Here is an 11,332-nt window from a genome sequence, read left to right on the forward strand (position 1 = left end):
GGGCACCGGTCACGGCGCGCACAAGCGGGCGCACCGGTCCGGCGCACCGGCCGGGCGTCCGCCGCACCGACGGCATGAGGGCCTGAGGGCCCCGGCCCCGGGTCCTCCCGGGGCCGGGGCCCTCATGCCGTTCGTAGCTGCTCCCGTGCGGCTACTCCTGCTCCGCCGCGCCCTCCAGGTCGCCCTCGGTGTCGAGGTAGACCTGGCGCAGGGACTCCAGGATCTGCGGGTCGGGCTTCTCCCACATCCCGCGCGACTCGGCCTCCAGCAGCCGCTCGGCGATGCCGTGCAGGGCCCAGGGGTTGGCCTCCTGGAGGAACGCGCGGTTCTCCGGGTCCAGCACGTACGTCTCGGTCAGCTTGTCGTACATCCAGTCCGCGATCACGCCCGTCGTGGCGTCGTACCCGAAGAGGTAGTCCACCGTCGCCGCGAGCTCGAAGGCGCCCTTGTAGCCGTGGCGGCGCATCGCCTCGATCCACTTCGGGTTGACCACGCGGGCCCGGAAGACGCGCGAGGTCTCCTCGACCAGCGTGCGGGTGCGGACCGTCTCCGGGCGGGTGGAGTCGCCGATGTAGGCCTCGGGGGCGGTGCCCCGCAGCGCGCGCACGGTGGCGACCATGCCGCCGTGGTACTGGAAGTAGTCGTCGGAGTCGGCGATGTCGTGCTCGCGGGTGTCGGTGTTCTTCGCGGCCACCGTGATCCGCTTGTACGCCGTCTCCATCTCCGCGCGCGCCGGCCGGCCCTCCAGGCCCCGCCCGTACGCGTACCCGCCCCACACCGTGTACACCTCCGCGAGGTCGGCGTCGGTGCGCCAGTCGCGGGAGTCGATGAGCTGGAGGATGCCCGCGCCGTACGTCCCCGGGCGGGAGCCGAAGATACGGGTGGTCGCGCGCCGCTCGTCGCCGTGCTCGGCGAGGTCCGCCTGGGCGTGGGCCCGCACGAAGTTGTCCTCGGCCGGCTCCTCCAGCGAGGCCGCCAGCCGTACCGCGTCGTCCAGCAGGCCGATGACGTGCGGGAAGGCGTCACGGAAGAAGCCCGAGATGCGCAGCGTCACGTCGATGCGCGGGCGGCCGAGCTCGGCGAGCGGGATCGGCTCCAGACCGGTGACGCGGCGGGAGGCCTCGTCCCAGACCGGGCGGACGCCCAGCAGCGCCAGCGCCTCGGCGACGTCGTCGCCCGCCGTGCGCATGGCGCTCGTCCCCCACAGCGACAGGCCCACCGAGGAGGGCCACTCCCCGTTGTCCGTGCGGTAGCGCGTCAGCAGCGAGTCGGCCAGCGCCTGGCCGGTCTCCCAGGCCAGCCGCGAGGGGACGGCCTTGGGGTCGACGGAGTAGAAGTTGCGGCCCGTCGGGAGCACGTTGACCAGGCCGCGCAGCGGCGAGCCCGAGGGGCCCGCCGGGACGAAGCCACCGCCGAGCGCGTGCACGGCGTGGGTCAGCTCGTCGGTGGTGGCGGCCAGGCGGGGCACCACCTCGGTGGCGGCGAAGGCCAGGATGTCGGCCACCGCCCGGCCGTGGCCCTCGGCGACCGCCGCGACGGCGGCCGGGTCCCAGTCCGCGTCCTCCATCGCCTGGACCAGGGCGCGCGCCCGCTCCTCCGCCGCGTCGGCGTCCGTGCGGGTGGCGGCCGACTCGTCCAGGCCGAGCGCCTCGCGCAGGCCCGGCAGGGCGGAGGTGCCGCCCCAGATCTGGCGGGCCCGCAGGATGGCCAGCACCAGGTTGACCCGGTCGGCACCGGCGGGGGCGCCGCCCAGGACGTGCAGGCCGTCACGGATCTGGGCGTCCTTGACCTCGCACAGCCAGCCGTCGACGTGCAGCAGGAAGTCGTCGAAGCCGTCGTCGTCGGGGCGCTCCTGCAGACCGAGGTCGTGGTCGAGCTTGGCGGCCTGGATCAGCGTCCAGATCTGGGCGCGGATCGCCGGCAGCTTGGCCGGGTCCATGGAGGAGATCTGCGCGTACTCGTCCAGGTGCTGCTCCAGGCGCGCGATGTCGCCGTAGGAGTCGGCGCGGGCCATCGGCGGCACCAGGTGGTCCACCAGCGTCGCGTGGACGCGGCGCTTGGCCTGGGTGCCCTCGCCCGGGTCGTTGACCAGGAACGGGTAGACGAGGGGCAGGTCGCCCAGGGCCGCGTCGGGCGCGCAGGCCGCGGACAGGCCCGCGTTCTTGCCGGGCAGCCACTCCAGGTTGCCGTGCTTGCCCAGGTGGATCATCGCGTCGGCGCCGAAGCCGCCGTCGGCGGCGGCCGCCTGGATCCAGCGGTAGGCCGCCAGGTAGTGGTGCGAGGGCGGCAGGTCCGGGTCGTGGTAGATCGCGATCGGGTTCTCGCCGAAACCGCGCGGCGGCTGGATGAGGATCAGGAGGTTGCCCCGGCGCAGCGCGGCGAGCACGATGTCGCCCTCCGCGTTGGCCGAGCGGTCCACGAACATGTTGCCCGGGGCCTGCCCCCAGTGCTCCTCGACGGATCCGCGCAGGTCGGCGGGGAGGGCCTCGTACCAGCGCCGGTAGTCGGCGGCCGGGATCCGGACCGGGTTGCGGGCCAGCTGCTCCTCGGTGAGCCAGTCCTGGTCGTGGCCGCCGGCCTCGATCAGCGCGCGGATCAGCTCGTCGCCGTCGCCGGAGACCAGGCCCGGGATCTCCTCCGCGGGCCCGAAGTCGTAGCCCTCGGCGATCAGGCGGCGCAGCAGCGCGACGGCGGAGGCCGGGGTGTCCAGGCCGACCGCGTTGCCGATGCGGGAGTGCTTGGTCGGGTACGCGGAGAGGACCAGCGCGATCTTCTTCTGCGCGTTCGGGATGTGCCGGAGCCGGGCGTGGCGGACGGCGATACCGGCCACGCGGGCGGCCCGCTCGGGGTCGGCGACGTACGCCGGGAGGCCGTCGGCGTCGATCTCCTTGAAGGAGAACGGCACGGTGATCAGACGGCCGTCGAACTCCGGCACGGCCACCTGGCTGGCGGCGTCGAGCGGCGAGAGCCCCTCGTCGTTCTCCTCCCAGGCGCTGCGCGAGCCGGTCAGGCACAGGGCCTGGAGGATCGGTACGTCGAGGGCGGCCAGCGCGCCGGCGTCCCAGGACTCGTCGTCACCGCCGGCCGACGCGGCGGCGGGCCGGGTGCCGCCGGCCGCCAGCACCGTGGTGACGACGGCGTCGACCCCGGACAGCTCGGCCAGCAGCTCCGGCTCGGGGGAGCGCAGGGAGGACACGTACAGCGGCAGCGGGGTGGCCCCGGCCGCCTCGACCGCGTCGCAGAGCGCGTGCACGAAGCCGGTGTTGCCGCTCATCTGGTGGGCGCGGTAGTAGAGCACGGCGATCCGCGGGCCCTTGACGGCGACGGGGGACCGCTCCAGGTGGCCCCACGTCGGCGCGGGCGCCGGCGGCTCGAAGCCGTGGCCGGTCAGCAGCACGGTGTCGGACAGGAACCGGGCCAGCTGCTCCAGGTTGGCGGGGCCGCCGTGCGCGAGGTAGGCGTGCGCCTCGGCCGCGATGCCGATGGGGACGGTGGAGGCCTCCATCAGCTGGGCGTCCGGGGCCTGTTCGCCGGTCAGCACCACGACCGGGCGGGGCTGGCCGGGCGCGAGCAGCACGTCCAGGCCGTCCTGCCAGGCGCGCAGGCCGCCCAGGAGGCGTACGACCACCAGCTCGGCGCCGTCCAGCAACTCGGGCAGGTCGTCCAGGTGGAGCCGGGAAGGGTTCGCGAACCGGTACGGAACCGGACCGTCCGCGGCTCGGGCGCTGAGCAGATCGGTGTCGGACGTCGACAGCAGCAGGATCATGCGGCGGCAGGCCTTCCTCGGGGTTTCCGCGCCCCGGGCAGTCGGACGGCGGGAGTTCCTGGCTCATCCGGCACAGCCGTCACCGGCTGCCACCGGACTCACAGTGGCGGGACCGCGCCGGAATCGCACCGGGCTTCCTCCCCTGTCGCCGTCCTCGGCGACGACGGGCCAGGCGGCCCGCCAAGCGGCATCCTATGTGCCGCCGCGCGGCCGCGGGAGGCAGGGCCGTCGCGGCTCCCGGCCCCCGCACCGGGCGGGGTCGCCGCAGGTCCAGGCGGCCTGGGGAGGCGGGGTTGCCGCAGGTCCCGGCGCCCGGCGGGGTGGTGACGGCCACAGGCCGGGGCCCGGCAATCGTGGGTATGCTCGCCGCCATGCCACCACCCCCCTCCGCCGCGTCCCGGGACGAGCCCGTCGTACGGGACCGCGGTGACGCCTGCCCCGGTGCGCTGCGGCTGCACGCGGCGGACGACGGGTACCTCGCGCGCGTCCGGATCCCGGCCGGACTGCTCGACGCCCGGCAGGCCGGCCTGCTGGCGCTGGCCGCCGACCGGTTCGGGGACGGCCACCTGGACCTCACCTCCCGCGGCAACGTACAGCTGCGCGGCCTGGGGCAGGACTGCGGCGGCGGCCTCGCGGGCGTGCTCGACGAGGCCGGGCTGCTGCCCGCGCCCGGCCACGAACGCGTCCGCAACATCGTGGCCACCCCCCTGTCCGGCTCCGGCGACCCTGAGCTGCGGCCCCATGTCCGGCCCTGGGCCCTGGAACTGGACCGGCTGCTGTGCGCCGACCCGCGCGCGAGCGCCCTGTCCGGACGGTTCCTGTTCGCCTTCGACGACAGCCGCGGGGACGTGGCCGCGCTCGGCGCCGACGTGACCGTCCTGGGCCGGCCGCACGGGCGCGCCCTGGTGCTCCTCGGGGCGGCCGCCGACGCCGTCGAGGTGCCCGGCGCGGACGCCCCCCGGGCGGCCCTGCTGGCCGCCGCCGCCTTCCTCGACGCCGCCGGCGCGGCCGGCACCCGCGCCTGGCGGGTTCGCGAGCTCCCGCCCGAACACGCCCTGGACGCCCGCCGGTTCGCGGCCCGGCTGACCGCCGCCGGGATCGACGCGACGTACGCCGGTGCCGTCGTCCGGCCGTACGCCGACCCGCCGCCACCCGTCGCGGTGGACGAGGGCCACCGGGGCCCCCAGTGCGTGCTCGTCCCCCTGGGCCGGCTGACCTCCGGCCAGCTGCGGGCCCTGGCACGGGCCGCCGCCGGCGGCAGCGGCGAACTGGTCCTCACCCCCTGGCGCAGCGTGGTCCTGCCCGACGCCCCGCCCCTGCGGCCCGCCGGCGGCCCGGGCCCGCTGGAACGCGAGGGCCTGGTCGTCACCCCCGACGGTCCCTGGCAGTCCGTCACCGCCTGTACCGGGCGGCCCGGTTGCGTCAAGTCCCTGGCCGACGTCCGCGCCGACGCGGCCGACCTCGCGCCCCGCGCGCGCGGCGCGCTGCCCGTGCACTGGTCGGGCTGCGAGCGCCGCTGCGGCCACCCCCAGGGCACCGCGTGGGTCGATGTCGTCGCCACCGGCGCCGGGTACCGGCTCTCCGTCCACGGGCGGCCGGTGGCACCCTCCCCGGACCTGGCGGCCGCCCTCGCGGCCGCCCGCACCCGCACCACCCCTTCCGCAGCATCCGACGCCGACACGGTGAAGAAATGAGCGACTACCCAGTGTTCGAGTACGAGAAGGACGGCGCGGCGATCTACCGCCAGTCCTTTGCCACGATCCGCGCCGAGGCGGACCTCTCCGGGCTGCCCGCCTCGGTCGCCCAGGTCGCCGTGCGCATGATCCACGCCTGCGGAATGACCGATCTGCCCCAGGACCTCGGCTACACCCCCGAGGTCGTCCTGCGCGCCCGCGCCGCCCTGCACGCGGGCGCGCCCGTCCTGTGCGACGTCCAGATGGTCGCCAGCGGGGTCACCCGCAAGCGGCTGCCCGCGAACAACGACGTGCTGTGCACGCTGTCCGACCCGGCCGTGCCGGAGCTCGCCGCGCGGATGGGCACCACGCGCAGCGCCGCCGCCCTCGAACTGTGGCGCGACCAGGGCCTGCTGGAGGGCTCCGTGGTGGCCGTCGGCAACGCGCCCACCGCGCTCTTCCGGCTGCTGGAGATGATCGAGGAGGGCGCGCCGCGCCCCGCCGCGGTCATCGGCGTGCCCGTCGGCTTCATCGGCGCCGCCGAGTCCAAGGACGCCCTCGCCGCCCACCCCGCCGGGCTCGACCACCTCGTCGTGCGCGGCCGGCGCGGCGGCAGCGCCATCGCGGCCGCCGCCGTCAACGCGATAGCGAGCGAGGAAGAATGAGCACCACGGCCAAGGGGCGCCTCTACGGGGTCGGGCTCGGGCCCGGCGACCCGTCGCTGATGACGCTGCGCGCCGCCCAGGTGATCGCCGGGGCGGACGTCGTCGCCTACCACAGCGCCCGCCACGGGCGGTCCATCGCCCGGTCCATCGCACAGGAGCACCTGCGCGCCGACCACATCGAGGAACCGCTGGTCTACCCGGTCACCACCGGGACCACCGACCACCCCGGCGGCTACCAGGGCGCCATGGAGGAGTTCTACGAGGAGGCCGCCGCCCGGCTGGCCGCCCACCTGGACGCCGGGCGGAGCGTCGCCGTGCTCGCGGAGGGCGACCCGCTCTTCTACGGCTCCTACATGCACATGCACAAGCGGCTGGCCGACCGCTACGAGACCGAGGTGGTCCCCGGCGTCACCAGTGTGAGCGCCGCGGCGGCCCGGCTGCAGACGCCGCTGGTCGAGGGCGAGGAGGTGCTGACGATCCTGCCCGGCACCCTGCCGCGCGAGGAGCTCGCCGCGCGCCTGGCCGCCACCGACTCGGCGGTGGTGATGAAGCTCGGGCGCACCTTCCCCGCCGTGCGCGGGGCGATGGAGGACTCCGGCCGGCTGGCCGAGGCGCGCTACGTCGAGCGCGCCACGATGGCCGGCGAGCGCACCGGGGCGCTGGCCGACACCGACCCCGCGTCGGTGCCGTACTTCGCGGTGGCCGTCGTACCGAGCCGGGTCGGCAACCCCGGCAGCAAGCCGTCGGGCCCCGGCGAGGTCGCGGTCGTGGGCACCGGCCCGGCCGGTCCGCTGTGGCTCACCCCCGAGACCCGGCGGGCGCTCGCCGACGCCGAGGTGCTGGTCGGCTACACGACGTACCTGGACCGGGTGCCCGTCCGGGCGGGCCAGATCCGGCACGGCTCCGACAACAAGGTGGAGTCCGAGCGCGCCGAGTTCGCCCTCGACCTCGCCCGCCGCGGCAAGCGCGTGGCCGTGGTCTCCGGCGGCGACCCGGGGGTCTTCGCGATGGCCACGGCCGTGCTGGAGGTGGCCGGGCAGGACGCGTACAAGGACGTGCCGGTACGGGTGCTGCCGGGCGTGACCGCGGCCAACGCCGCCGCGGCGGCGGCCGGCGCGCCGCTGGGCCACGACTACGCCACGATCTCCCTCTCGGACCGGCTCAAGCCCTGGGACGTCATCGCCGGCCGGCTGCGCGCGGCCGCCGCCGCCGACCTGGTCCTCGCCCTGTACAACCCGGGCTCGCGCAGCCGGACCTGGCAGGTCGCGCAGGCCCGCGAGCTGCTGCTGGAGCTGCGCGCGCCGGGGACCCCGGTGGTCGTGGCGCGGGACGTCGGCGGCCCCGAGCAGTCGGTGCGCGTCCTCACCCTCGCCGAGCTGGACCCGGCCGAGGTCGACATGCGCACGATCCTGCTGATCGGCTCCTCGCAGACCCAGGTCACCGAGCGGGGCGACGGCACGAGGCTGACCTGGACCCCGCGCCGCTACCCGGAGGCCTGACGGAGGGGGCTGCGGTACGCCGTACCGCAGCCGCCTCCGGCCGGGTCACGTGCTGGAGAACGCGTTGCCGAGCAGGCGCAGCAGGGCGATCAGGCCGCCGGGGCCGAGCATGATGAGCATGTTGAACAGCTCGGCGTCCTCGCGGTACCGGCTCCAGACGGAGGCGTTCTCGTACGCCATGTACTGCGTGCCGATGCCGACCAGGGCCACCAGCAGGATCGCCACCAGCAGCAGGACGCGCTGGGCCTTGACCTTCAGCGGCAGGCAGGCCGCGATGACGACGAGCACGCCGATGACGGCCGAGGTCGGCTCGAGGTCGCCCGAGGTGGTGCCGTCCCAGTCATTCATGGCGTGAGCATGGCGGCGGAATCCCCGAATCGGCAGCGGCAGGAGCAGAGTTGTCCGGATCGCGGCGGTCGGCGGGACGGCGCCCGCCGCCTCAGCACTGCCGGCCGAACGCGGCGCGGGCGCACGGCGTGCAGGTGAACGCGTAGGCGCGGCCGGAGCCGAAGTCGGGGGCCGTGAGGGGGTCGGGGTCCTCGGTGAGCATCGCGGCGAAGTCCATCGGCCGGACGCAGCCGGGGCAGTGAGGCGTCTCTTCGTACGGGAGCCACTCGGGGACGCCGCCGAGCTCCGCGTCGGGGTGGGGGAGCCGCAGGGGGCGCAGCCCGGCGGCCGGGAAGAGGAACGCCCGGTTCCCGCCCCCGGTGGCGCTCCACTGCTCGCACCGGCCGGGCCGGTGGGCGCACATGAAGACGGCCAGGACCCCGCGCCCGTCGTCGAGGACCACCTGGGCGAGGAACTGCAGCGGCCCCGCACAGACCGCACAACCCGGCCAACCGGTCCCGGCGGGCGCCAGCGGCAGGCCGCCGACCCGGGTGACGGGGGCGTCGGGGGCGGCGGAACCGCCGTGGACCAGCGGGGTCGTGGCACTCATGCCCGCACGGTGGGCACCGCCTGTGACAACACCCCCACCGCGGCCCCCGGGCACGGCCACGGGCCCCGCCGGGGGCGCCGGTGCGGGTCAGGGTGAGGTGAGGTCCGGGAGGGTCAGGGAGCCGTCCTCGGACAGGGGGAAGCCCGGGTTGTGGGCGATCTCCCACAGGTGGCCGTCGGGGTCGGCGAAGCAGCCCGCGTAGCCGCCGTAGAACGTGGGCGCGGCGGGCTTGGTGACGGTCGCCCCGGCCTTCCGCGCCGTCTCGAGGAGCGCGTCGACCTCCTCGCGGGACCGCAGGTTGTGGGCCAGCGCGATGCCCGCGAAGCCGCTGCCGCTGCCGTCGTCGAGGCCGCAGTCGCGGGCCAGTTCCTCCCGGCCCCACAGGACCAGGCCCAGGCCGCCCGCCTGGAAGAAGACGGTCCGCGCGACCTCCTGCCCCCGCCAGCCCAGGCTCTCGTAGAACGCCTTGGAACGGTCGAGGTCGGTGACGCCGAGGGTGATCAGACTGACGCGCTGTTCCATACCGGTCCCAACGAGCGCCCCGGGGGGAGGGTTCCGGGGCTCCTCAGCCGACGGGCGCGGCCGTGTCCGGGTTCCGCTGCGTGGCTGCGGCCCGGCTGCGGTTGCTGCGGTGCGGGTTGTCCACCGCCATCGCCTCGACGACCGGGGCGGTCGACATCACGATGGTGTTCACCCGGCCGCCCGGCGCCTGCGGATCGTGGGCCTGGAGGAAGACGATGTACCAGTCGCCTCTGCGCGGGCCGCCGTAAGGTCAACGGGCGTAGGTGTCCAGCGGGTTGCCGACGGCACCCGGCGGATTGTTCAGCACTCTGGCGTGGTGCGGAACGTCGGCACCCGCCTCCTGAAGCATGACGACGTTGGGCGGAGCGTTGTCGAGGATCCCCGGCATGTACGACGTCCACAGGCTCTCGCGCAGTGCGGTCGCGCCCTGCATGTTCCACGTGAGGAAGGGAGTGTCGTAGGGAGGTGCCGCGTGGGCCGACCCGCCGGTGAGGACGGCGAACGGCACCACGAGGAGTGTGCACAACAGTGCCTGCACGGCGGCGGGGGCGACGGATCCGAGGCGGCCCGGCGAGCGGGCTGTGGTGTGTAAGGACATGGACGGGAATTTCCTTCCATCTGACCTGACCACGTCAGATGTGAACGTATCCTCGCCCCCTCCGGTCCCCGTCTCCCCCGCCTGCTTTCAGCCACCACGCATGGGTGCGGAAGGAGGATGTGACACGGCTTCTCAGGAGAGTGTCCGCGCCAGCAGCTCCAGCGCCGCCCCGACGGACTCCGCCACCGGGACCCCCGTCGGCACGGCCGGCCGGTCCACGACGACCACCGGCACGCCCGCCTCGCGGGCGGCGGTCAGCTTCGGGGCGGTGGCCGAGCCGCCGCTGTCCTTGGTGACCAGCACGTCGATCCGGTGACCGCGCAGCAGCGCGCGCTCGTCGGCGAGCGTGAACGGGCCGCGGGCCAGCAGGACTTCGGTGCGCGGCGGCATCGGCGCCTGCGGCGGGTCCACCGAGCGGACCAGGAACCACGGCTCGTCCAGATGGGCGAAGGCGGCCAGCCCCATGCGGCCGGTGGTGAGGAACACCCGGCCGCCGAGGCCGGGCACGGCCGCCGCGGCCGCCGCCAGATCCGGGACGCGGTGCCACACGTCACCGGGTACGGGCGCCCAGGCCGGCCTGCGCAGTGCCAGCACCGGTACCCCGGTGGCGGCGGCCGCGGCGGCCGCGTGGAAACTCATCCGCCCGGCGAAGGGATGCGTGGCGTCCACGACCGCCGACACCGCGTGCGCCCGCAGCCACGCGGCCAGCCCCTCCGGCCCGCCGAACCCGCCGATCCGGCTCTCCCCGGGCGGCAGCACGGGCGCCGCCACCCGCCCGGCGAGCGAGGTCGTCACCCGGTACGGCGTCCCCGGCGTCCCCGGCGTCCCGGGCGTCCCCGCCGTCCCGGCCAGCGCTTCCGCCAGGCCGCGCGCCTCCGTGGTCCCGCCCAGGATCAGGACGTGCGGGACCCGGCGGCCCGGATCAGCAGACATGCCGGTCGCGCTCCGGCGAGTACAGGTGGCTGTCGCGGAACTGGTCCGCCGCCAGCGTGCGGCCCACCACGATGACCGCCGTGCGCACCAGCCCGTGCGCCTTCACCTGCGCCGCGATGTCCTCCAGCGTGCCGCGCAGGATCAGCTCGTCGGGGCGGCTGGCCATCGCGACCACCGCCGCCGGGCAGTCGGCGCCGTAGTGCGGCAGCAGCTCGTCGACGACCCGGTCGACGTAGCGGGTGGCCAGGTGCAGGACCAGCAGGGCGCCGCTGCGGCCCAGGGTGGCGAGATCCTCGCCCGGCGGCATCGGGGTCGCCTGCTGCGCGATCCGGGTCAGGATGACCGTCTGGCCGACGGTGGGCACCGTCAGCTCCCGCTTGAGGGCCGCGGCCGCCGCCGCGAACGCCGGGACGCCCGGCACGACCTCGTACGGGATGCCCGCCGCGTCCAGCCGCCGCATCTGCTCGGCGACCGCGCTGAAGATCGACGGGTCGCCCGAGTGCAGCCGCGCCACGTCCAGGCCCGCCTCGTGCGCGGCGGCCATCTCCGCCACGATCTCGTCCAGGTTCAGCCGGGAGGTGTCCACCAGCCGTGCGCCGTCCGGGCATTCGGCGAGCAGTTCGCGCGGCACCAGGCTGCCCGCGTACAGGCACACCGGGCTCGCGGCGAGCGTACGGGCACCGCGCACGGTGATCAGGTCGGCGGCGCCCGGGCCCGCTCCGATGAAGTACACGGTCAT

At 75.5% G+C, this 11,332-nt stretch carries 11 protein-coding genes and 1 riboswitch; of the genes, 3 read left to right on the plus strand and 8 right to left on the minus strand.

Going from position 1 to position 11,332, the window contains the following annotated elements:
• Window positions 1-151: 151 nt before the first annotated feature.
• Window positions 152-3,766 carry a cobaltochelatase subunit CobN gene (gene cobN, locus ACIPXB_RS31025; protein ID WP_401455216.1) on the minus strand — a complete coding sequence of 1,205 codons (3,615 nt, stop codon included), beginning with the start codon at window positions 3,764-3,766 and terminating at the stop codon, window positions 152-154.
• Window positions 3,767-3,818: 52 nt separating this feature from the next.
• Window positions 3,819-3,906: riboswitch (cobalamin riboswitch) on the minus strand.
• A gap of 231 nt (window positions 3,907-4,137) precedes the next feature.
• Between cobN and cobG the strand changes: the two genes are divergently transcribed.
• From cobG to ACIPXB_RS31040, 3 genes are read left to right on the plus strand one after another with little or no spacing between them, the layout of a single operon-like run.
• A complete protein-coding gene (gene cobG / locus ACIPXB_RS31030; RefSeq protein WP_401455219.1) occupies window positions 4,138-5,460 on the plus strand; it encodes a precorrin-3B synthase in 1,323 nt (440 codons plus the stop codon).
• Window positions 5,457-6,104 (plus strand): precorrin-8X methylmutase, encoded by a 648-nt coding sequence (locus ACIPXB_RS31035; protein ID WP_401455220.1) that lies wholly within the window; start codon window positions 5,457-5,459, stop codon window positions 6,102-6,104. The genes cobG and ACIPXB_RS31035 overlap by 4 nt, the downstream gene beginning before the upstream one ends.
• Window positions 6,101-7,603, plus strand: a complete 1,503-nt coding sequence (locus tag ACIPXB_RS31040; protein WP_401455222.1) for a precorrin-2 C(20)-methyltransferase — start codon at window positions 6,101-6,103, stop codon at window positions 7,601-7,603. Before ACIPXB_RS31035 ends, ACIPXB_RS31040 begins: the two co-directional genes overlap by 4 nt.
• Window positions 7,604-7,648: 45 nt before the next feature.
• Here the strand turns inward: ACIPXB_RS31040 and ACIPXB_RS31045 are convergent, their stop codons facing one another.
• The 7 genes from ACIPXB_RS31045 to cobM all read right to left on the minus strand — a co-directional run bounded on the left by ACIPXB_RS31045 (window position 7,649) and on the right by cobM (window position 11,332).
• Complete coding sequence (locus ACIPXB_RS31045) at window positions 7,649-7,951, minus strand: hypothetical protein (RefSeq protein ID WP_401455224.1); 303 nt, start codon at window positions 7,949-7,951, stop codon at window positions 7,649-7,651.
• Window positions 7,952-8,042: 91 nt separating this feature from the next.
• Entirely contained in the window at window positions 8,043-8,540 is a 498-nt protein-coding gene (locus ACIPXB_RS31050) for a hypothetical protein (protein ID WP_401455226.1), read from the minus strand.
• Window positions 8,541-8,627: 87 nt separating this feature from the next.
• On the minus strand, window positions 8,628-9,062 hold the full coding sequence (locus tag ACIPXB_RS31055; protein ID WP_401455228.1) for a VOC family protein: 435 nt from the start codon (window positions 9,060-9,062) through the stop codon (window positions 8,628-8,630).
• A gap of 43 nt (window positions 9,063-9,105) precedes the next feature.
• Window positions 9,106-9,234, minus strand: a complete 129-nt coding sequence (locus ACIPXB_RS31060) for a hypothetical protein (protein ID WP_401455231.1) — start codon at window positions 9,232-9,234, stop codon at window positions 9,106-9,108.
• Window positions 9,235-9,312: 78 nt separating this feature from the next.
• Complete coding sequence (locus ACIPXB_RS31065) at window positions 9,313-9,660, minus strand: hypothetical protein (RefSeq protein WP_401455232.1); 348 nt, start codon at window positions 9,658-9,660, stop codon at window positions 9,313-9,315.
• A 132-nt stretch (window positions 9,661-9,792) separates the two neighbouring features.
• The gene (locus ACIPXB_RS31070; protein WP_401455233.1) at window positions 9,793-10,593 is read right to left on the minus strand and encodes a cobalt-precorrin-6A reductase; all 801 of its coding nucleotides are present in this window, start codon (window positions 10,591-10,593) and stop codon (window positions 9,793-9,795) included.
• The gene (cobM, locus tag ACIPXB_RS31075) at window positions 10,583-11,332 is read right to left on the minus strand and encodes a precorrin-4 C(11)-methyltransferase (RefSeq protein ID WP_401455235.1); all 750 of its coding nucleotides are present in this window, start codon (window positions 11,330-11,332) and stop codon (window positions 10,583-10,585) included. Before cobM ends, ACIPXB_RS31070 begins: the two co-directional genes overlap by 11 nt.

Source organism: Streptomyces sp. NPDC090022 (genome assembly GCF_044748145.1).
Lineage (GTDB): Bacteria > Actinomycetota > Actinomycetes > Streptomycetales > Streptomycetaceae > Streptomyces.